Annotated in this window: 19 protein-coding genes; 13 read left to right on the top strand and 6 right to left on the bottom strand. The window is 73.6% G+C overall.

Going from position 1 to position 20,925, the window contains the following annotated elements; all coding sequences use genetic code 11:
• Positions 1 to 47: 47 nt before the first annotated feature.
• From ACQP60_RS07650 to ACQP60_RS07640, 3 genes are all read left to right on the top strand, one after another.
• Positions 48 to 746, top strand: coding sequence for a copper resistance CopC family protein (locus ACQP60_RS07650; protein WP_429730223.1), 699 nt, complete (start codon positions 48 to 50; stop codon positions 744 to 746).
• Between the two features lie 231 nt (positions 747 to 977).
• Positions 978 to 1,259 carry an HU family DNA-binding protein gene (locus ACQP60_RS07645; RefSeq protein ID WP_429730220.1) on the top strand — a complete coding sequence of 94 codons (282 nt, stop codon included), beginning with the start codon at positions 978 to 980 and terminating at the stop codon, positions 1,257 to 1,259.
• Between the two features lie 179 nt (positions 1,260 to 1,438).
• Positions 1,439 to 2,692 (top strand): MFS transporter, encoded by a 1,254-nt coding sequence (locus ACQP60_RS07640; RefSeq protein ID WP_429730218.1) that lies wholly within the window; start codon positions 1,439 to 1,441, stop codon positions 2,690 to 2,692.
• Here ACQP60_RS07640 and ACQP60_RS07635 read toward each other — a convergent pair.
• Positions 2,599 to 3,531 (bottom strand): AraC family transcriptional regulator, encoded by a 933-nt coding sequence (locus tag ACQP60_RS07635; RefSeq protein ID WP_429730215.1) that lies wholly within the window; start codon positions 3,529 to 3,531, stop codon positions 2,599 to 2,601. The genes ACQP60_RS07640 and ACQP60_RS07635 overlap by 94 nt on opposite strands.
• 154 nt (positions 3,532 to 3,685) lie before the next feature.
• Between ACQP60_RS07635 and ACQP60_RS07630 the strand changes: the two genes are divergently transcribed.
• Positions 3,686 to 4,351 (top strand): TetR family transcriptional regulator, encoded by a 666-nt coding sequence (locus ACQP60_RS07630; protein WP_429730212.1) that lies wholly within the window; start codon positions 3,686 to 3,688, stop codon positions 4,349 to 4,351.
• Positions 4,352 to 4,414: 63 nt separating this feature from the next.
• On the opposite strand, the gene ACQP60_RS07625 is transcribed toward ACQP60_RS07630, so the two are convergent.
• Both ACQP60_RS07625 and ACQP60_RS07620 read right to left on the bottom strand, forming a co-directional pair.
• Positions 4,415 to 6,754 (bottom strand): MSCRAMM family protein, encoded by a 2,340-nt coding sequence (locus ACQP60_RS07625; protein WP_429730209.1) that lies wholly within the window; start codon positions 6,752 to 6,754, stop codon positions 4,415 to 4,417.
• 83 nt (positions 6,755 to 6,837) lie between these two features.
• The gene (locus ACQP60_RS07620) at positions 6,838 to 9,528 is read right to left on the bottom strand and encodes a flippase-like domain-containing protein (RefSeq protein ID WP_429730206.1); all 2,691 of its coding nucleotides are present in this window, start codon (positions 9,526 to 9,528) and stop codon (positions 6,838 to 6,840) included.
• A gap of 205 nt (positions 9,529 to 9,733) precedes the next feature.
• On the opposite strand from ACQP60_RS07620, the gene ACQP60_RS07615 reads away from it, so the two are divergent.
• The 4 genes from ACQP60_RS07615 to ACQP60_RS07600 are packed head-to-tail and all read left to right on the top strand — an operon-like array spanning position 9,734 to position 15,248.
• Positions 9,734 to 11,377 carry an ABC transporter substrate-binding protein gene (locus tag ACQP60_RS07615; RefSeq protein WP_429730203.1) on the top strand — a complete coding sequence of 548 codons (1,644 nt, stop codon included), beginning with the start codon at positions 9,734 to 9,736 and terminating at the stop codon, positions 11,375 to 11,377.
• Between the two features lie 21 nt (positions 11,378 to 11,398).
• Positions 11,399 to 12,442: an ABC transporter permease gene (locus tag ACQP60_RS07610; protein ID WP_429730201.1), complete on the top strand. Its 1,044-nt coding sequence runs from the start codon at positions 11,399 to 11,401 to the stop codon at positions 12,440 to 12,442.
• Entirely contained in the window at positions 12,442 to 13,527 is a 1,086-nt protein-coding gene (locus tag ACQP60_RS07605) for an ABC transporter permease (RefSeq protein WP_429730198.1), read from the top strand. Before ACQP60_RS07610 ends, ACQP60_RS07605 begins: the two co-directional genes overlap by 1 nt.
• Complete coding sequence (locus ACQP60_RS07600) at positions 13,524 to 15,248, top strand: dipeptide ABC transporter ATP-binding protein (protein WP_429730196.1); 1,725 nt, start codon at positions 13,524 to 13,526, stop codon at positions 15,246 to 15,248. The genes ACQP60_RS07605 and ACQP60_RS07600 overlap by 4 nt, the downstream gene beginning before the upstream one ends.
• Positions 15,249 to 15,276: 28 nt before the next feature.
• Here ACQP60_RS07600 and ACQP60_RS07595 read toward each other — a convergent pair whose 3' ends face one another.
• On the bottom strand, positions 15,277 to 16,116 hold the full coding sequence (locus ACQP60_RS07595; protein ID WP_429730193.1) for a CPBP family intramembrane glutamic endopeptidase: 840 nt from the start codon (positions 16,114 to 16,116) through the stop codon (positions 15,277 to 15,279).
• Positions 16,117 to 16,245: 129 nt separating this feature from the next.
• On the opposite strand from ACQP60_RS07595, the gene ACQP60_RS07590 reads away from it, so the two are divergent.
• Complete coding sequence (locus ACQP60_RS07590; RefSeq protein WP_429730190.1) at positions 16,246 to 16,737, top strand: peptidoglycan-binding domain-containing protein; 492 nt, start codon at positions 16,246 to 16,248, stop codon at positions 16,735 to 16,737.
• On the opposite strand, the gene ACQP60_RS07585 is transcribed toward ACQP60_RS07590, so the two are convergent.
• Both ACQP60_RS07585 and ACQP60_RS07580 read right to left on the bottom strand, forming a co-directional pair.
• The gene (locus ACQP60_RS07585) at positions 16,688 to 17,017 is read right to left on the bottom strand and encodes a type II toxin-antitoxin system antitoxin (protein ID WP_429730187.1); all 330 of its coding nucleotides are present in this window, start codon (positions 17,015 to 17,017) and stop codon (positions 16,688 to 16,690) included. The genes ACQP60_RS07590 and ACQP60_RS07585 overlap by 50 nt on opposite strands.
• The gene (locus ACQP60_RS07580) at positions 17,014 to 17,961 is read right to left on the bottom strand and encodes an SPFH domain-containing protein (RefSeq protein WP_429730185.1); all 948 of its coding nucleotides are present in this window, start codon (positions 17,959 to 17,961) and stop codon (positions 17,014 to 17,016) included. The genes ACQP60_RS07585 and ACQP60_RS07580 overlap by 4 nt, the downstream gene beginning before the upstream one ends.
• Before the next feature lie 157 nt (positions 17,962 to 18,118).
• Here ACQP60_RS07580 and ACQP60_RS07575 point away from each other — a divergent pair, with 157 nt between their 5' ends.
• Genes ACQP60_RS07575 through ACQP60_RS07560 form a run of 4 tightly spaced genes read left to right on the top strand, consistent with a single transcriptional unit; the run spans position 18,119 to position 20,835 of the window.
• Positions 18,119 to 18,796, top strand: coding sequence for a hypothetical protein (locus ACQP60_RS07575; protein ID WP_429730182.1), 678 nt, complete (start codon positions 18,119 to 18,121; stop codon positions 18,794 to 18,796).
• Positions 18,789 to 19,091, top strand: coding sequence for a transcriptional regulator (locus ACQP60_RS07570; RefSeq protein ID WP_429730179.1), 303 nt, complete (start codon positions 18,789 to 18,791; stop codon positions 19,089 to 19,091). The genes ACQP60_RS07575 and ACQP60_RS07570 overlap by 8 nt, the downstream gene beginning before the upstream one ends.
• Entirely contained in the window at positions 19,088 to 20,050 is a 963-nt protein-coding gene (locus tag ACQP60_RS07565; protein ID WP_429730177.1) for an ABC transporter ATP-binding protein, read from the top strand. The genes ACQP60_RS07570 and ACQP60_RS07565 overlap by 4 nt, the downstream gene beginning before the upstream one ends.
• Entirely contained in the window at positions 20,047 to 20,835 is a 789-nt protein-coding gene (locus tag ACQP60_RS07560) for an ABC transporter permease (protein ID WP_429730174.1), read from the top strand. Before ACQP60_RS07565 ends, ACQP60_RS07560 begins: the two co-directional genes overlap by 4 nt.
• Positions 20,836 to 20,925 lie beyond the last annotated feature (90 nt).

Here is a 20,925-nt window from a genome sequence, read left to right as displayed (position 1 = left end):
CGTTCTGGTCCTGACAGGTCGGGCGGGCGGGTCGCTAGGGTCGGGCCGTGCACCCCCGACCCGCGCGCCGTCGTCGCGCCCTCGCCGTCCTGCTCGCCGCCGTCGCGGTCCCCGTGCTCGGGCTCGCCGTCGCGCAGCCCGCCAGCGCGCACGACCGGCTCCTCTCGTCCGACCCGGCCGACGGCGCCTCCGTCGACGAGGCGCCCGCGCAGATCACCCTCGTGTTCAGCGCCGACGTGCTGGCCGCCGGCGCCCAGGTGGCGGTCACGACGCCGGACGGCACGGTGCCGGCGGACGTCACCGTCGACGGCGACGAGGCCGTCGCCGCGCTGCCCGCCGACCTGCCCGGCGGCGACTGGGACGTGGCGTGGCGCGTCGTCTCCTCCGACGGCCACCCCATCGAGGGCGACCTCTCCTTCACCGTCGCCGCCGCGCCCGCGAGCCCGTCGCCCTCGCCGAGCGCCGTGTCGAGCGGCACGCCGAGCCCGACGACGAGCCCGACGGCGTCGCCGGACCTCACGACGTCGTCCGGCCACGTGCACGGCGGCGGCACGCCGGGCGTCGACCTGGACGACGACGGCGAGGCGGGGTGGGCCACGGCGTGGCTGTTCCCCGTGGCCGTGCTCGCGGTGGTGGGCGTGGCGGCCGCCGTCCTGCTCCGGCGCCGCCGTCGTGCCGAGGACGAGGCGCGCGAACCGCACGAACCGGGCACGACGCCCGGCGACGACGGCGGCCCGACGGCCTGACCGGCGCCGTCGAAGCACACGATCTGTCCCGTCATGACGGCAGATACCGGGACAGATCGTGTGCAGAGAAGGTTCCCGATTCGAGGTGTCCGGCACGCCACGCGCGGAAAAGTCGCAGGAATCCGCGGATGTTCCCTAGTGTGTTCCCCGTCCTCCCGGCGCGAGCCGGGATGGCGCACGAACGTGACGACGCGCGGGTCGCGTGCGTCGTGAACCGGAGAAGGGATGCACATGTCGCTGAACAAGTCCGAGCTGGTCTCGGCCATCGCCGGCAAGGCTGAGCTCAGCAAGGCGGACGCGGAGAAGTTCCTCGGTGCCTTCCAGGAGGTGCTCGAGGAGTCGCTCGCCAAGGGCGAGGCGGTCAAGGTCACGGGTCTGCTCTCGGTCGAGCGCGTCGAGCGCGCGGCCCGCACCGGTCGCAACCCGCGCACGGGCGAGGAGATCCAGATCCCGGCCGGCTTCGGTGTGAAGATCAGCGCCGGCTCGCTGCTGAAGAAGGCCGTCGCGAAGTGATCCTTCGCTGACACGACGCGTCGTGTCAGCACCCCGGAGGCCCGCCGCTCGCATCCCGCGAGCGGTGGGCCTCCGGCGTTCCCGGGGCGGTGCGTGCGCGGCACCGGTGCGTGGCGTCTGGATCGAGTCCGACGGCGTCCCGGTCGGCCCGGGCACCGCCGCGCGTTGTTGCGACCAGCATGACGACGAACCCGATCGACACCGCCGCGGCCACGACGACCGCGACGACGACCGCGACGACGCCGACGGTGTCCGGCCCGCTCCCGCCCCGGCGTGCCGCGCTGGCGCTGGCCACGATGTTCCTGGGCAGCTTCTCGCTCGTGACGGCGGAGTTCCTGCCGCCCGGGGTGCTCACACCGGTGGCGCAGGACCTCGGGGTCACCGAGGGCGTCGTGGGCCTGTCGGTGAGCGCCACGGCCCTCACGGCGCTGCTCACGGCCCTGGTGCTGGGCTCGCTGTTCCCGCGCACCGACCGCCGCACGCTGCTCGTGGTGCTCGCACTGGGCGCGGTCGCCTCCAACGTGCTGGTGGCGCTGGCGCCGAGCATCGGCGTCCTCATGGCGGCCCGGCTGCTGCTGGGCGCGGCGCTGGGCGGCTACTGGTCGATGTCGCTGGTCATCGCAACGCAGCTGGTCCCGGCGGACCGGGTGGGCAAGGCCATGATGGTGGTCAACGCCGGCACGACCGTCGCCACGGTGGCCGGGGTGCCGCTGGGCGTGATCCTCAGCGCGGCCGCCGGCTGGCGGGTCGTGTTCGTGGCCGCCGCGGTGGTCACGGTGGTGACGGCGGTGGCGATGCGCGTCGCCCTGCCGTCGGTGGCGCCGACGCCGGGCATCGGGTGGTCGGCGACGGGCCGCGCGCTGCGGTCGCCGGGCGTCGGCCTGGGGCTGGTGGCGATCGTCGCGGTCATCGGCGGCCACTTCGCCGGCTACACGTACGTGCGGCCCGCGCTGTCGCTGCTGCCGGGGTCGGACGTCGGGACGGTCGCCGTGCTGCTGGCGCTGTTCGGCGTGGGCGGCCTCGTCGGCAACTTCGCGATCGGGGCGCTGGTCGACCGGCACCTCGCGGTGCTGCTGCTCGCCGTCCCCGTGGCGATCGGCGCGAGCGTCGCTGCCGTCGGGCTGGCGTCCGCCGTGCCGCTGCTGGTGTACCCGGCGGTCGTGGTCTGGGGCGCGGCGTTCGGCGGCATCCTCAACGTGGTGCAGGTGTGGATCACCCGGATGATGCCGGACCAGGTCGAGGCGGGCAGCGGGCTCGTCGTCGCCGCGTTCCAGACGGCGATCATCCTCGGCTCCGCGGTGGGCGGCCTCGGCGTCGACTCCGTGGGGGTGGGCTGGACCTACCTCGTGGCGGCCGTGGCCGCCGTCGCGGGCGGCGTCCTGGTGCGCAGCACGCTGTCGCGGCGGTACTCGGACGGCGTCGCGCCCGTGTGACGGCGGAAGGCGCGGCCGAACGCCGTGTCCGAGCCGTAGCCCAGGCGGCGGGCGATCGTCGCGACCGGCAGGTCGCCCGCCGTCAGCAGGCAGCGCGCGTGCGCGACCCGCACCTGCGCCAGGTAGCGCCCGGGCGTCAGCCCCGTCGCGGAGCGGAACCGGGCGGCGAACCCGGACCGGGAGGCGAGGGCCACGCGGGCCAGGTCGTCCACCGTCCACTCGCGGCCGGGGTCGGCGTGGATCGCGGCGACGGCGCTCGCCAGGCCCGGGTCCTCGCGCTGCATCAGCCAGCGGGCGGGGGCGCAGCCTCGCGCGTACCAGGCGCTGATCGCCATCGACGCGACGAGCGTGACGACGCGGTCGCCCAGCACGCTGCGCGGGGCCCGGTAGTCCTCCACGAGCGAGCGCAGCATGGTCGCGGCGGTCGGCTCGGTCTGCGGCAGCTCGGTGAGGAGCACGTGAGCGGGCAGCACGCCCGCGCCGTCGTCGGCCCCGACCGGGGCCGCGCGCACGCACTCCACGGCCGCGTCGGAGAGCGCGTGCACCTCGAAGCGGCGGCCGTGCGGCAGGAACAGGAAGTCGCCGGGCGCCAGGTCGGCGACGTCGCCCACGCCGCGCACCCGGACCAGGCCGTCGGTGACGAGCAGGAGCGCCGCGTCCCCGGACGGGTGCTCGGCCCACCCGCCGGCGGCCAGCTCGTGCCGGGAGCGCGCCACGAACCGCCACTGCAGCCCCGCGAGCACCCGGTCGAGCTCCTCCGCGGCGGCCGACGCCGCGGTCGCGCCGGAACCCTCGGGGCCGACGGCGCACGACGGCGTCGGCAGGTCCGTCACGGTCATCGCGCCTCCCCGGGCACGACCGGCACGTCCGGTCCGGGCCCTCCAGGAGCATGCCACGCGGCCCCGACCCGTGCGCGGCCGTCCCGGGGCCCGGATCGCGGTCGGCGCCGGGGGCCGTCGCGCCCACCGGCCCGGCGTGGCTACGCTCCGGGGGATGCGCCCCGACGACCTGAAGAACGTTCTCCACCCGAACGCGTCCCAGCTCGCGCTGCTGGCCGCGGCGGAGCGGCTCGTGGCGCGGTCGGGGTTCGAGGGCGCCAGCTCGCGGGCGATCGTCCGGGAGGCGGGGCACCGCAACAACTCGGCCGTGACGTACCACTTCGGGTCCCGGCAGACGATGCTCGACGCGCTGTACCACTGGCGCAGCACACCGATCAACGAGCACCGCGCGCGCCTGGTCGCCGAGCTGGTGGCCGAGGGCCGGGAGCGCGACCCGGAGTCCCTAGTGCGCGCGTACGTGGTGCCGTTCGTGACCGCGGTCGAGCGGCTGCGCCCCAGCTCCTGGGCCCGCTACACGCAGGCCGTGCTGCAGGACCGGCCGCTCGTCTTCATGGACTGGGTGCGGCGCGACGTGAAGCGCTACGAGGGCATCGAGGTGCCGGTGGTGACGACGCTCGACCTGCAGGACATGATGCGCGCCGTGGCGTGCGACGGCGTCGAGCCGCTGGCCGGCCTGCGGGTCGCGACCGTCTCGCGCGCGGTGGTCGCCGCCGTCGCCGCGTGGGAGGCCGACGACGAGCGGGGCGACCTGGACCTGCCGCCCCTCGACGTCCTCACCGAGGAGCTGGTGCGCGCCGCGACGGGGATGCTCACCGCCTGACCCGCCGGGGCGCCCCCTGGCGGGTCAGGCGGTGAGCGGAGACGCCGTCCCCCCGGACCGGCGTCAGCTCTCGGCGGCCGCCCTGCGCCGGCGCGACGCCCGCAGCAGCAGCCCGCCGGCGGTGACCAGCAGCAGCGCGCCCAGCGCGGCCCCGCCCACCTCGGCGCCCGTCACGGGCAGGCCGCCGACCGGTGCGGACCCGCCGCCGTGCATGCCCGCGTCGGTGCCGGTACCGGCGCCAGGGCCGCCCGGAGCCGGGGCCGGGGTCGCGGGAGCGCTCGCGGACGGGTCGGGCGACGGGCTCGGCGCGGCGTCCTGCGGGGCGAGCACGAAGTCGAGGCCGGTCACCTCGCCACCGGCGACCTCGAACGGCAGCGACGCGTCGCCCTCGACGACGTAGCCGTCGGGCGGGGTGACGGTGGCCGTGTACGCGCCGTCGGGCAGCTCGGCGGTCCACGCGCCGTCGTCGTCGGTGGTGGCCGTCGCGACCTCCTCGCCGTCCGCGTCGGTCACGACGACCTCGGCCCCCGGCACGGCGGCGCCGTCGGTGTCGGTCACCGTGCCGCTCACGGGGTGCACGGGCGGCTCGACGGGATCGGCGACGACGGCGAAGTCCTCCGCGAGGAGTGTCTCGCCGGCGGGCGTGATCGACACGGACCGCTCGGTCTTCTCGGCCGTGTACCCGTCGGGCACGGTGAGGACGATCGTGTAGTCGCCCGGCGGCAGGTCGCCCAGGAAGTAGCCGCCGGCGTCGTCCGTCGTGAGGGTGACGCGTCCGTCGGGGCCCTCGACGGTCACGGTGGCGCCGGGGACCGGGTCGCCCGCGTCGTCGGTCACCGTGCCGCCGACCGCGCCGAGCGCGGCCAGCGCGAAGTCGACGCCGGTCACGTCGTCGGTGCCCACGGTGACGTCCCGCGTCGCGGGGCCGTCCACGGTGTACCCGTCCGGCGCCTCCACGGTCACAGTGACGTCGCCCGGCAGCACGCCGCCGAACGTGTAGGTGCCGTCCGCGCCGGTGGTGGTGCTGCGGTCGCCGAGCGTCACGACGACGCCCGCGACGGGCTCGCCGCCGGCGGTCACGGTGCCGGAGACGTTCGCCGGACCTCGCACGGTGAAGTCGTTGCCTGTGCTGGCGTCCTCCTGCCCCACCTCGACCGTGAGGTTCGGTGGCGTCCCCGTGACGGTGTAGCCCTCCGGGAGGTCGCTCAGGGCGAACTCGTACTCCTGCGGCTGGTTGCCGTCCACGTCCCACGCGACGTCGTCCACGAGGTACTCGCCGCGCGAGTTCGTCACCGTCGTGATCGGGTCGCCGCCGCCCACCGGGGTGAGCGTCACGGTGGCGCCGGGCACGGGGTTGCCGTCGTCGTCGAGCACGGTGCCGCTGACGGCGACCGGCTCGATGTCCCGGGCCTGGAAGTCGGCGACGCCGTCCGCTTCGGTGAGGTCCACGTCGTCGACCACGGTCGGACCGGCCGCGACGAGCCCGAACGGGTGGTCGTCCGACGGGCCGGGCAGCTCGGTCAGCTCCACCCGGTAGCCCGGCGCGGCGGTGTAGCCCTCGAAGGCGTAGGAGCCGTCGGCGCCGGAGGTCGTGGTGGCGAGCGCCGTCCCGTCCGGCCCGAACAGCGTGAGGGTCGAGCCCTCGAGCGGGCTGCCGTCGTCGAGGGTGACGGCGCCCGTGATGTCGCGGGCGAGGGACGCGAACCACGTCTGGTAGACGGGGAAGCCGGAGCGCTGGAAGAACGCGATCGTCAGCGTGGTCACGGGGACCGTGGGCTGGAACCAGCCCGACGCCCCGTTGGTGTCGGTGGCGGTCGGGTTGCCGAACAGCTGCTGGGTGGCCGGGTCCCAGGTCGGGACGTCGGTGTCGGTGCACGACGGGGTGCCGGCGCCCTGACAGTAGTTGAAGGCGCCCTGCCAGCCGAGCTCGGCGGCGGTCAGCGGCTGGCCGTCCGCCCCGTGCGCGGACACGCGGACCCAGTCGGCGTCGATGTCGCCGAGCACGAACGCCCAGCCGCCGGCCGGCGTCGGGCGCTCGAAGGTGTAGGTGGTGGTCGAGGGCGTCGTCGGCCGGTCGGCCTGCGGTCGCAGGTTGACGTACGGCTGGTTGCGGCTCGAGCCGAACGCCTCCCCGGGCGGCGTCGAGTCCGCCAGCCACGACGAGGCCCCGGAGATGACGCCGACGCCGCCGCCGCGCGAGTTGCTCGTCATCGTCGCGGCGGGGAAGCCCCCCGCGGGCAGCTGCATCGTCGTCGACCAGTCTCCAGCCGTCCCGGTGAGCGGGTCCCACTCGGCCCAGCCTGCGGTGGTGGCCGCGGTGGCCGTCGTGGGAGCCACGACGGCGGACAGTGCGGCGATCGAGAGCGCCGCGAGCGCGCTGAACATCCCCCTGGCACGGTTCACGGGGGACACGGTATGAGACATGTGTCTTGACCGCGCGGGGTGGCGCGGCGGCTGAGGTCCCTCAGAGGTCGCTCAGGGGACGATCAGAGGTCGCCGGTCTTCTCGAGGCGCTTCATCGCCACCCAGCCGATGGGCACGCGGGCCCAGTAGGTGACGACGCGGTAGAGCATGGTCACGGTGACCGCGAGGGACGCCGGGATACCGGCGGCGGTGAGGCCGGCGATGAGCGCGCCCTCGACGCCGCCCAGACCGCCGGGGGTGGGCACCATCGCGCCGACGGAGTTGCCGACCAGGTAGATCACGGCGACGTCGATGAGGTTGAGCGACTGCCCGAACGCGGCCAGGGCGAAGTCGAACGCCAGCACGTACCCGAGCGTCATGATGACGTTGCCGCCGAGGCCCAGCGCCAGGCGGGTGGGCTGGCCCAGCATCTGCGACAGCCGCGGCCACACCTGCTCCAGCGTGGGCCGCGCCTTCTCCCACGCCCACCGGCGCACGGCCGGGACCAGCAGCGTGGCGACGACGGCGATCCCCACGCCCGCGATCGCCAGCAGCACGGTCGTGGACGGCAGGTCGATGAGGCCGCCGGACCCGGTGGACACCGACAGCACCACCAGCAGCAGCACGGTGACGACGAACTGCGAGAGCTGCACCAGGGCGACGGTCGCGACCGCCATCGGCGTGGAGACGCCGCGCCGGGTGAGCATGCGCAGGTTGAGCGCAGCCGGCCCGATGCCGGCGGGGGCGGCGAGCGCGACGAACGACCCTGCCATCTGCGTGAGCGTGGCGCGCCACAGCGGCAGCTTCTCGGGCGAGAACGCGCTGAACGTCAGCGCCGCGCCGAACCAGGTGAGCGCCCCGAGCAGGAACGACGCCGCGACCCACCACGGGTTCGCCTCGGTGATCGCCGAGGCGATCTCCTCGAAGTTCAGCGTCGTGACGATCACGGTGACGGCGACGATCGTCAGCGCGAGCATGATGACCGTGCGCGCGCCGAACCGCGTGATGTTCTGCGGCTGCACGTCCGCCTGCGGCAGCCGCTCGACGAGCGCCTCGCGCAGCTCGTCCAGCAGGCCCTTGGCGCGCCGCACCTCCTCGCGCGTCGGGCTGGGCAGCGCGATGGACTGCAGCAGCGGCCCGATGGCGGCGATGTCGTCGTCGGGCAGGGCGCGCACCGCGGAGGCGAGCGCGCGACGCGCCCCGACCCGCAGGGCCAGCAGCGCCAGCATCTGCGTGAGGTCGAGGCGCCGCGACAGGGTGCCCGACGCGATCTCGCCCTGCTCCCAGCCGGTGAGCCACACGTGCGGCTGGCCGGAGAGGTCCCGGTGCACCAGCACGACGTCGGGCGTCAGGGCGTGGTGGGTGAGCCCGGACTCGTGCGCCCGCCGCAGCTGCTCCCACGCCTGGGCGAGCACGGCGTCGCCGCGCGGCCCGTCGAGGTCGTCGTCCTCGAGGTCGCGCAGCGAGACGGCGCCGCGCGCGTGCTCCTGCACCAGCACGACGGAGTCGTCGGCGACGCCGATGCCCTCCAGCCGAGGGGTGCGCACGCCGGCCGCCTGGGCGGCGTACGCGAGCAGGGCGGTGCGCTCGGCCGCGGCGCGGAGCGAGATCGCGGCGCGGCCCTCCAGGCCGCGCAGCCGCAGCGCGCGCCACAGCCGCTGCACCGTGGTGAGCACCTGGCGGTCGCCGTCCAGCACGACGACGTCGCGGCGGGGCTCGCCGTCGCCCGTGAACAGCGCGTACACCCGGTTGTCGCCGGAGCGGGTGAGGGCCACGGCCGCCGCGTCCGCGGTCGTGGGGTCGGGCGGCAGGGTCACCTCGTCGTCGGCGGTCTCGTCCACCTCGTCGCCGTCGGCGTCGTAGGACGCCACCGGGTCCTCCGGCACGACGGGCGCGTGGTCGGCGTCCGCCTCGTCGTCGACGACGGCGGAGACGTCGCGCACCCGCACCAGCGCCGTCGGGTGGAACCCGGCCCGGCGCACCGCCGCCACGAGGTCGGCGCCGTACGCGCGCTCGCTCCGGACGCCGGACACGTACTGCACCGCCTGCCCGGCGAGGCGGCCGAGCAGCAGCGCGACGAGCACGCCCGGCAGCGACACCTGCCCCGTGATGAGCACGATGAACAGCGCCAGGTACAGGACGTTCCACGACCAGCGCACCGTGCGCCGTCGGGTGCGCGGGCCCGCCGTGGTGAGCAGGCCGGCGATCGCGGCCACGTACCCGGGGACGGTGAGCTGCCAGGCCCCGTCCGTGTAGACGGAGAGGCCGCGCACCAGCTCGTCGCTGCCGAACCGGGAGATCGTCAGCGTCGTGACGACGCCGAGCACGAGGCCGAGCGCGGCCGCGCAGATCGACTCCACCACCTGCCGGCCCAGCCGGCGCCAGCCGAGCTCGATCAGCACGGCCGCGGGGACGAACAGGGTGATGAGGCCCTCGAGCAGGGCGACCGGGACGAAGAGGATGCGCGCGAGCAGGGAGCTGAACGTCCGCACGTCCTGGGTGACGCCCTCGGTGGTCGCGTGCGCGACCACCGACAGCACCAGCACCAGGGCCACGCCCAGCGCGCTGACCACCATGCCGAGCATGTCGGACGGGTGCCGCACCCGGGCCTCGGGGGTGTCGACGACGCGCACGAGATCGGTCGCCGTGCCGTGGTCGGAGGCGTCGCCGCCGAGCAGCGCCTGCAGCGGGCCGGTCGGCGGCGCCGCGTCGCCGGACGCCGGGCTCCGGTGCGAAGGATCCTGGGCAGGACCCGCGGTGCTCGCTCCGGACATGCCGGAAAGTCTAGGTGTTACCGGGCCTCACGGCCTGTGACACGAGGTAGAGAGCGGTGGTAGGTTCCCGGACCACGATGCCAACCCGCGTCCGGATGTGACCCACACCCGTGACGGGGGCGACACACCGGTGTGCTAGAAACCCGCATCGTGACGAGTCCGCGGCCACCCGCCGCGGCCGGCCTGGACGAAGGGGACCATGACCATGAGTGCCATCAGAGGCTCGCGACGGCTGCTCGCAGGCGCCGCAGGGACAGCAGCCCTCGTGCTGGTGCTGACCGCGTGCGGCGGCGGCTCCGGCGACGGCGGGAGCGCCGACGGCGGAGGCAGCGCCGAGTCGCTGGTCATCGGGACCACGGACAAGATCACGTCGCTCGACCCGGCCGGGTCGTACGACAACGGGTCGTTCGCGGTGATGAACCAGATCTACCCGTTCCTGCTGAACACGCCGTACGGCAGCCCGGACGTCGAGCCGGACATCGCGGAGTCGGCGGAGTTCACCTCGCCCACGGAGTACACGGTGAAGCTCAAGCCGGGCCTGAAGTGGGCCAACGGCAACGACCTCACCTCCTCCGACGTGAAGTTCACCTTCGACCGCCAGCTCGCGATCGCGGACGAGAACGGCCCCTCGTCGCTGCTGTACAACCTGGACTCGGTCGAGACGCCCGACGACACGACCGTCGTCTTCAAGCTCAAGAGCGAGAACGACCAGATCTTCCCGCAGATCCTGTCGTCGCCGGTCGGCCCGATCGTCGACGAGGACGTCTTCTCGGCCGACGCCGTGACGCCGGACCAGGAGATCGTCGACGGCAAGGCGTTCGCCGGGCAGTACTCGATCACGAGCTACAAGGCCAACGAGCTCATCAGCTACGAGGCGTACGACGGCTACCAGGGCATCCTCGGCGCCGCCAAGACGCCGAAGATCGCCGCCAAGTACTTCACGGACGCGTCCAACCTCAAGCTCGAGGTGCAGGACGGCTCGGTGGACGTCGCGTTCCGCTCGCTGTCGCCCACGGACATCGAGGACCTGCGCGGCGACGACTCGGTCCAGGTCGTGGACGGCCCCGGCGGCGAGATCCGGTACATCACGTTCAACTTCAACACCCAGCCCTACGGCGAGAAGCAGCCCGACGCCGACCCGAAGAAGGCGACGGCGGTGCGCCAGGCGGTGGCCGACCTCATCGACCGTCAGGCGCTGGCCGACCAGGTCTACAAGGGCACCTACACGCCGCTGTACTCCTTCGTGCCCGACGGCCTGACCGGCGCCACGGAGCCGCTCAAGGAGATGTACGGCGACGGCCAGGGCGGGCCCGACGCGGACAAGGCGAAGAAGACGCTCGAGGACGCGGGTGTCACGACGCCGGTCGAGCTGAACCTGCAGTACTCGAACGACCACTACGGCCCGTCGTCGGGCGACGAGTACGCGCTCATCAAGGACCAGCTCGAGGAGAGCGGCCTGTTCAAGGTCAACCTGCAGACCACCGAGTGGGTGCAGTACTCCAAGGACCGCACGGCCGACGTCTACCCGGCGTACCAGCTCGGCTGGTTCCCGGACTACTCGGACGCCGACAACTACCTCACGCCGTTCTTCCTCAAGGAGAACTTCCTGGGCAACCACTACGTGAACCAGGACGTGGAGGACATGATCCTCGAGCAGGCCGTCACGGCCGACGAGGCGAAGCGCACCGAGCTGCTGGGCCAGATCCAGGAGGCCGAGGCCAAGGACCTGTCGACCGTCCCGTACCTGCAGGGTGCGCAGGTCGCGGTCACGGGTGCCGACGTCACGGGCACGGAGGACACGCTCGACGCGTCGTTCAAGTTCCGCTACGCCGCTCTGGCCAAGGGCTGAGAGACGGACTGAGCTCTTCCCGTGGCCTCACGTAGTACGGCAGGAAGCGCACTGGGACGCTACATCCTGGTGCGCTTCCTGCTCATCATCCCCACCGTGTTCATCCTGGTCACCACGGTCTTCGTGCTCATGCGCGCGACCGGTGACCCCATCACCGCCGCGCTGGGCGGCAAGCTGCCGCCCGACCAGCTCGCCGAGCTGATCCACGCGGCCGGGTACGACCGGCCCATCGTGGTGCAGTACTGGGAGTACCTGACCGGCATCTTCTCGGGCGACTTCGGCACCACGATCAGCGACAACCGGCCGGTCACCGAGGTCCTCACCACGTACGGCACCGCGACCCTGGAGCTCGCCTGCTACGCGGTCCTCGTGGCTCTCGTGCTGGGCGTGCCGTTCGGCATGGTCAGCGGCTACTTCCGTGACCGTCTGCCGGACGCGGTGCTGCGCATCCTCGCGATCCTCGCGTACGCGACGCCGGTGTTCTTCGCCGGGCTCATCCTCAAGCTGGTGTTCTCCGTCTGGCTGGGCTGGTTCCCTGTGGCCGGCCGGGTGTCCACCGACGGGGAGATCGCCATGCAGCTCGCCGGGGCGGACTCCGGTTTCATGCTGATCGACGCGTTCACGACCGGCGACCCCGAGGTCGTGCTGGACGTGCTCTCCCACGCGGCACTGCCCGCCATCGCGCTCGGCCTGCTCACCGCCGGCGTGTTCCTCCGGCTCGTGCGCACCAACATGATCGGGACGCTGGGCACCGGCTACATCGACGCGGCGCGCTCGCGGGGCGTCAAGGAGAGCCGCCTCGTGCGCAAGCACGCGTGGCGGCCCGCGCTCATCCCGATCATCACCGTGGCCGGCATGCAGGTCGCGATGCTGCTCGTGGGCGCCGTGCTCACCGAGACCACGTTCGAGTGGCGCGGCCTCGGCTTCCAGCTCTCGGAGTACCTCCAGGCGCGCGACTTCGTCGCCGTGCAGGGGATCGTCGTGCTGATGGCCGTGGTCGTGGCGGTGACGAACTTCCTGGTGGACGTCATCGCCGCCCTGATCGACCCGAGGGTGAGGTACTGATGACCAGCGGAGAGATCACGAGCGTCGGCACCGCCGGCGCCGCCCCCGAGCACGTGGGCGGCCGGGGAGCCTGGTTCAAGAAGCTGCCCGTGGTGCACCAGGTGCGCCAGAGCGTCGGGTTGCAGCGCGGGATGCTCGTCGCGGGCCTCGTCCTGACGGCCCTGTTCGTGCTGGTCGCGGTGCTCGCGCCGCTGCTGGCGCCGTACGGGTGGTCCCAGCTGCGCGACCTCGACGGCGCGTTCGGCGCCCAGATGCCGCCCAGCGCCGAGCACTGGTTCGGCACCACGGTGGGCGGCTACGACGTCCTGTCCCGCGTCGTGTGGGGCGCTCGCACGGCCCTGCTCGTCGTGCTGGTCGCGGTGCTGTCGTCGATCGTCGTCGGGGTGCTGCTCGGGCTGGTGTCCGGATACTTCGGCGGCTGGCTCGACCGGGTGCTCGTCGTCATCGCGGACGCGATCTACGCGTTCCCGTCCCTGCTCCTGGCGATCCTGCTCGCCATCGTCATCTCGGGCGGGCAGTCGAGCATGTGGGGCGGCATCCTCGCCGCCGCGCTGTCGATCACCGTGGTGTTCGTGCCGCAGTACTTCCGGGTGGTGCGCGCCGAGGTGGTGCGCATCAAGGCAGAGGCGTTCGTCGACTCGGCGCGCGTGCTCGGCACCGGGCACTGGCGCATCATGACGCGCCACGTGCTGCGCAACTCGACGCGCACGCTGCCGCTCATCGTCACGCTCAACGCGTCGGAGGCGATCCTCACGCTCGCCGGCCTCGGCTTCCTCGGCTTCGGCATCGAGCCGACGGCGGCCGCCGAGTGGGGCTACGACCTGCAGCGCTCGCTCGCCGACGTCACCTCCGGCATCTGGTGGACCGCGCTGTTCCCGGGCCTCGCCATCGTCCTCGCGGCGATGGGCATGACCCTCATGGGCGAGTCGCTCAACGACCTGGCCGACCCGCGCCTGCGCTCGCGCGCCCGCTCGGGGCAGGTGGCCGGAGCGGTCGCCGCGACCTCGGTGGAGGCGGACGCCTCCGACCCGGAGAACCCGGCCTCTGCCGAGCACCGCGAAGACCCGAAGGGAGACGACGCATGAGCGCCGTCGCGCCGCACAGTGCCGTCGCGCCGAACGGTGCCGTCGCTTCGATCAGGGACCTTGCGGTCTCGTTCGCCACGGACGCCGGCCCGGTGCGCGCCGTCGACGGCGTGAGCCTCGACGTGCAGCCCGGCGAGGTGCTCGCCGTCGTCGGCGAGTCCGGCTCGGGCAAGACCGTCACCGCCAAGACCATCCTCGGCCTGCTGCCGGAGACGGCCACGACGAGCGGCGCCGTCGTCCTCACGGGGCGCGACGGCGCGACGACGGACGTCGTGAACGTCTCCGCGGCCAAGCTGCGCCAGGTGCGCGGCCGCGACGTGGCGATGGTGTTCCAGGAGCCCTCCAGCGTGCTCAACCCCGTGTACACGGTGGGGTGGCAGATCGCCGAGGGCATCCGGGCGCACGGCGACGTGTCGAAGAAGGAGGCGCGACGCCGGGCGATCGAGGTGCTGGGCACGGTCGGCATCCCCGACCCGGAGCACCGGGTGGACCACTACCCGCACCAGTTCTCGGGCGGGCAGAAGCAGCGCATCGTCATCGCGATGGCGCTGGTGCTGGGCCCGAGCCTCATCGTCGCGGACGAGCCGACGACGGCGCTGGACGTCACCGTGCAGGCCGAGATCCTCGACCTGCTGCGCCACCTGCGCGACGAGACGGGCACCGCCATCGTGCTCATCACGCACAACATGGGCGTGGTGGCCGACCTGGCCGACCGCGTCGCCGTGATGTACCAGGGCAAGGTCGTGGAGCAGGCGCCCGTGCGCGACCTGTTCGCCGACCCGCAGGCCGACTACACGAAGGCGCTGCTCAAGGCCGTGCCGCGCGTCGGGGAGGGCACCGCCCGCGCCGTCGAGCGGGCGGCCACGCGGCCCGACGGGTGGGCGGGGTCCGCGCCGGTGGTGCGGGCCGAGGGGCTGACGATCACGTACCCGGGCCGGTTCCGGCAGCCGGCGTTCACCGCGGTAGATGGCGTGGACCTCGCGATCCGCCCCGGCGAGGTGCTGGGGCTGGTGGGGGAGTCGGGCTCGGGCAAGACGACGATCGCCCGCGCCATCGCCGGCCTCACGCCCGTGAGCGGCGGGTCGTTGCGCGTGCTCGGCACCGAGATGCGCGGCGCCAAGGGGCGCGACCTCAAGGCGATGCGCCCGCGGCTGGGGTTCGTGTTCCAGGACCCGGCCACGTCGTTCAACCCGCTGCTGACCATCGCCGAGTGCGTGGCCGAGCCGCTGGTGGTGCACGGGCGGGCGCGCAGCCCGGAGGCCGCGCGCGCTCGCGTCGACCAGCTGCTCGAGGCCGTCCAGCTGCCGCGCAGCTACGGCGACCGCTTCCCGCACGAGCTGTCCGGCGGGCAACGCCAACGCGCGTCGCTGGCCCGCGGCCTGGCGCTCGACCCGGAGCTCCTCATCGCCGACGAGCCGACGTCGGCCCTCGACGTGTCGGTGCAGGCGCGCGTACTGGAGCTCTTCGCCGAGCTGCAGAAGGACCTGGGCTTCGCGTGCCTGTTCGTGTCGCACGACCTGGCCGTCGTGGACCTCCTCGCCGACCGCATCGCGGTGCTCTACCGCGGCCACCTGGTCGAGGAGGGCACGGGCGAGGAGGTGCTGGGCGGCCCGCGCGAGGACTACACCAAGCAGCTGCTGGCCTCGCTGCCCCTGCCCGACCCGGAGGCGCAAGCCGCGCACCGGGAGGGGCTGCACGCCCTGCGCACGTCCGCGGGCTGACCCCGGGAAGGACGCGCTCGGACCGCGATCAGAGCCCGAGCGCGTCCTTCCACTCCTGCGGCAGGAGGGCGTAGCCGACGAAGGCGACGACATCGAGCAGGGTGTGCGCGACGACGAGCGGCACCACCCGCTGCCGGCCCCACCGGCTGGTGTAGAACCACGAGAAGACGACGCCCATCACGACGTTGCCGAGGAACGGCCCGATGCCCTGGTACAGGTGGTACGAGCCGCGCAGCAGCGAGCTCCACACCACGAACCAGAGGCGGGACCAGCCGAGGTCGCGGGTGCGCTCGTGCAGGTACGCGACGGCCACGACCTCCTCGAGCAGCCCGTTCTGCAGCGCCGCGAGGACCAGCACCGGGACGGTCCACCAGTGCTCGTTCAGGGCGCTGGCCTGCACCTGGACCGTGATGCCGAGCACGCGGCCGAGGGCGTAGAACGCCAGCCCGGGGATGCCGATCGCGGCGGCGAGCGCGAACCCCCAGGCGACGTCCCGGCCCGGTCGCGCGTCCTCGAGCCCCCAGTCGAGGCCGATCCGCCGGCGGGTGCCCCGCCACGTCGTGCCCGCGCGGCCGCTGAGCAGGTACAGCGCCAGCGCGACGGGGACCAGGGCGAAGAAGATCCCCAGCAGCTGGTAGGTGAGGTCGAGGAGCGAGCGGTCCGACTGGCTGGCGTTGAGCGTCGCGGACTGGTCGGCCAGCGGGGTGTCCGCCGTGAGCCGCGCGACGATGTTGACCAGCGCGTACACGCCGCTCTGACCGAGGCTGAGACCCAGCACGATCCAGATCTCGGCGGTGGTGCGGCGGCGGGCGGCGGGCGTCGCGGCGGGGGCGACGGGCGCCAGGACGGCGGGCTGCTCGGCGGTCACGGGGTCAGCGTAGGCCGCGTGGTCGGGAACCTCAGCGGCACCTCAAGGCGGTCACCTGCCGGCGCCCGGGCCGCTCCGAGCGTGGTGCCAGGCAGTTCCCTTCCATGACGCTCCATGAAACGAGGAACCATGTCCGCAGCACAGCCAGCAGCCCGCCGTCCGTCCCGGTTCTGGGCCGCGATGCTCGGCGCCGTCGTCGCCCTGTCGGCCACCGTCGGCCTGACCGTGGTCGCCGCCGCGCCGGCGTCGGCGGCCCTGCCGTACTGCACGTCGTCGGTGACCAAGCAGAAGGTCATCCACGGCGCCTACCGCTCGGCCAAGATCCCGTCGCGAGACGGCAGCGTCGCCTGCCAGATGGCGCAGGGTGCGAACGGCAAGCACGTCAGTGCGCTCCAGACGGCACTGAAGAAGTGCTACGGCCAGAACATCGCGGTCGACGGCGACTTCGGGCCGGCCACGAAGCAGGCGCTGAAGAACGCGCAGTCGACCATCAACAAGCGGCTCGCCGCGGCGGGCAGCACGACCCGGATCGGCGTGGACGGGATGTACGGGAGCCAGACGCGCACGTACCTCAACTGGCCGTTCTACGGCGGGTACGTCCAGTACTGCGTCCGCCTCTGACGTCGTCCTGCAGCTCCCATCGCTCAGCCGTCGTCACGGGGCGGGCGTCCTTGAGCGCGCGGCGCAGCAGCAGGTCGATCTGGGCGTTGACGCTGCGCAGGTCGTCGGCGGCCCAGCGCGCGACGGCGTCGTGGATCGCCGGGTCCAGGCGCAGCAGCACCTGCTTGCGGGTGGGGCGCGGCGGCCGGGCGGGGCTACCGGGATCCTCAGGACGCGCCGTGCCCGGGGACGCGGCGTCGTCCCCGGGCTCGTCCCCCGGCGCGGGGGCGGCGGGCGTCACTGGTACAGCGATCCCGCGTTGACGACGGGGGTGGCGCGGCTCTCGCCGCACAGCACCACGAGCAGGTTGGACACCATCGTGGCGCGGCGCTCGTCGTCGAGGGTGACGACGCCCTCCGACTCGAGGCGGTTCAGCGCGTCCTCCACCATCGACACGGCGCCCTCGACGATGCGCGACCGGGCGGCGATGATCGCGCCCGCCTGCTGGCGCTGCAGCATGGCCTGGGCGATCTCCGGGGCGTAGGCGAGGTTCGAGATGCGGGCCTCGACGACCTCGACGCCGGCGACGGCGACGCGGGCCGCGACCTCGGTGGCGATCTCCGCGGACACGAGCTCCGTCGCCCCGCGCAGCGACTCGACGCCGTCCCCGCCGTCGTACGGGTGGGACATGGCCACGTGCCGCAGCGCGGACTCGGCCTGCACGGAGACGAAGTCGTCGTAGTCCTCGACGGCGAAGCTCGCCTTGGCCGTGTCCGCGACCTGCCAGACGACGATCGCGGCGATGTTGATCGGGTTGCCGTCGGCGTCGTTGACCTTGAGCTCGCTCGTCTCGAAGTTGCGCACGCGCACGGAGACCCGGCGCTTGGTGCTGAGCGGCACGGTCATGACCAGGCCCGTGCGGCGGATCGTGCCGAGGTAGCGGCCGAAGAGCTGGACGACCAGGGTCTCGCCGGGGCTGATCACGGAGATGCCGGTGAGCACCGCGAGCGCGAGCACCAGGCCGAGCCCCAGCAGCCACACCATGGCCGGGGCCTCGTTCGAGACGGCACCGAGCGTGCCGAGGGCCAGGACGAGGAGGGCGAGGACCACTCCGAGGACGGCGCCGCCCGCGCCGACGGACCAGGCGGCGCGCTCTTCGACCTCGACGCGGGTGCCGTCGTGGCCGACCGGACGGCCGGCGGGGGTGCCGCCCGTGGTGGCCTGCGGGGGAGTGCTGTCGCTCATGGGTGCTCCTGGGTCGGGGGACGGACGGCGTCCCGTGCGATGCGATAGCAAAGTGATATCACATTTTGGAGAGGGTTGTGCGCGGTGCCGCTCGGTGCCATGATCGACAAACCAGTTTGCAGCGCAAACTTCATCCGAGGATCCCCGAGAGGTTGCGATGACCGACCACACCGATCGTGCCGACCGGCCCGGCGACGACGCCGGGCTCGCGGCCGCCGACTCGCTGCGGCTCATCCGCGAGCAGCAGGACCGCGCCCGCGCCGCCCTCGAGCCGGACGCCCGCGCGCTCTACGGCGTGTGGGGCGTCGCGTGGCTCGCCGGCTACCTCGTGCTGTGGTCCAGCGTCCAGGGGCGCGAGCAGCCGGAGGCCTGGGCGTTCTGGGTCTTCGCCGGCGCGATCGCGGCGGCCGTCGTGTTCACGATGGTGCACAGCATGACCCGGACGGCGGGCACGCGCGGCGTCTCCGCCCGGACGGGCGCGATGTACGGCTGGTCGTGGATGCTCGGCTTCCTCACCTTCAGCATGTTCCTCGGCGGGCTCGCGCGCGCCGGCGCGGACTCCGAGCTCATGGGACTCGCCAGCAACGGCGGCGCCTGCCTCGTCGTCGGGCTCCTGTACCTGGGCGGGGCGGTCGCGTTCGGCGAGCGCTCCCTCTTCGTCCTCGGCACGTGGATCCTGCTGGTCGGCGCGGTCGCCACGCTGGTCGGCCTGCCTCTCACGTACCTCGTGATGGCGCTCGCGGGCGGCGGCGGCTTCCTCGTGATGGCGGGCGTCGAGCACCTGCGGGTGGTGCGACGTCGGCGGCGGGCGGGGGAGGAGGCGGGCCGTGGCTGACGCCCTCGACCCGGTCATCCACGCGCCCGCCCGGCTGCGCGTCGTCGCGACGCTCGCCGCCCTGGACGCCGGCGACGAGCTGAGCTTCCCCAGGCTGCAGAAGCTGCTCGACATGACCGCCGGCAACCTGTCCACCCACCTGCGCAAGCTCGAGGACGCGGGCTACGTCCGCGTCACCAAGACCCACGAGGGTCGCACCCCCGCGACGTACCTCGCCCTCACGCAGCACGGGCGCCGTGCCTTCGAGGACTACCAAGAGGCCCTTACCGGCCTGCTGAGAGGAGCCGGATCATGACCCGCACCCGCCCGCCCGAGCGCGCGCCCGCCGTCGCGCCCCCGCCCGCCACCGCCGCGACGTCCCCTGCCCGGGCCGCCGGTGCCGCCGTCGCCGTGCGCGGGGTCACGCGCCGCTTCGGCGACGTCGTGGCGCTCGACGACGTGTCGCTCGACGTCGGCCCCGGCGAGCTCGTGGGCCTGCTCGGGCCGAACGGGGCCGGCAAGTCCACGCTGCTCTCGCTGGTCGGCGGGCAGCGCCGCCCCGACGCGGGCACGGTGCGGCTCCTGGGAGGCGACCCGCGCGACGCCGCCACCCGCGCCGGGCTCGGCATCACCCCGCAGGAGACCGGGCTGCCGGCCACGCTGCGCGTGCGCGAGGTGGTCGACTTCGTCGGCGGGCACTTCGCCGACCCGGTGCCCACCGGAGAGCTGCTGGAGCAGTTCGCCCTCGCGGACCTCGCGCGTCGCCAGACGGGGGCGCTCTCCGGCGGGCAGAAGCGGCGGCTCGCCGTCGCGCTGTCGCTGGTGGGGCGGCCGCGCGTCGTCCTGCTCGACGAGCCGACCACGGGGCTCGACGTCGGCGCGCGCCAGGCGCTGTGGGACGCGATTCGCGCCTACCACGCGGGCGGCGGCACCGTGCTGCTCACCAGCCACTACCTCGAGGAGGTGCAGGCGCTGGCGCAGCGCGTCGTCGTCATCGACCGCGGGGTGGTGCGGGCGGACGACGCGCTCGACGCCATCCTGCGGCGCGTGGGCCTGCGCCGGGTGGCACTCCGGGCGACGGCGGACCTTGCCGGGTGGCCCGGCGTCGTGCGCGCCGAGCGCCTCGACGACGGCACCCAGGAGCTGTACACGGCTGACGCCGACGAGCTCGTCCGGTCGCTGGTGCGCGACGACGTGGACTTCCACGACCTCCGCATCCGGGGCGCGAGCCTCGAGGAGGCGTTCGAGGAGATGGTGACGGAGGCGGCACGATGAGCGCGACGACCCCTGCCCGGACGGCCGCGGCCCCCGGGCCGATGGCCCTGACGTGGCTGCACCTGCGGTACCAGTTCCTGGAGACGGTGCGCGTGCCGATCGCCGTGCTGGGGAACATGCTGTTCCCCGCGCTGGCGATGTTCTTCTTCGTCGTGCCGCAGCGCGAAGTCGCGAACGACCCGCTGTGGGCGACGATGTCGGTGGCGAGCCTGGGGCTGTTCGCCGTCTGCTCCGCGAGCCTGTTCACCTACGGGCTGGGGGTGGCCGAGGACCGGCAGCTCCCGTTCGACCCGTTCCTGCGGTCCCTGCCTGCCGGTCCCGGCGCGCGGATGGTCGCGCGGATCGGCAACGGCGCGATCTTCGCGCTGTTCGGCCTGGTGCCGCTGATCCTCATCGGCTGGCTGTTCACGGCGGCGACCGTGACGTTCGGGCAGCTGCTCGCCGGGGTGGGAACCATCCTGCTGGTCTCCGTGCCGTTCGTGCTGCTCGGCATGGCCGTGGGCTACTCGCTGTCCGCGAAGGCCGCGCTGCCGGTGGTGCAGGTGGTGCTCTTCCCGCTGGCGTTCGCGGGCGGCCTGTTCCTGCCGCCGCAGATGTTCCCGGGCTGGCTGGACGCGATCTCGCAGGCCACGCCGACGCGCGCCGGCCGTGACCTGCTGGTCCAGGCCCTCACCGGCGAGCCCGCCTACGGGCTGGCGTGGGTGGTGCTGCTCGGCTGGACGGCGCTGTTCGCCGTCCTCGCCGTCGTCGCCTACCGCCGCGACGAGGGCCGCCGCTTCCGCTGACCGCGCTGACCCCGACGTGTTGTGAGCGGGCGTTTGGCCCTGTTTCGGTCCCGAAACAGGGCCAAACGCCCGCTCACAACGGTCGACGGG

The sequence above is a fragment of the Isoptericola variabilis genome (assembly GCF_050311655.1).
Lineage (GTDB): Bacteria > Actinomycetota > Actinomycetes > Actinomycetales > Cellulomonadaceae > Isoptericola > Isoptericola variabilis.
Note: the sequence above shows the minus strand (reverse complement) of the source record. Positions and strands in the feature narration are given on the sequence as shown.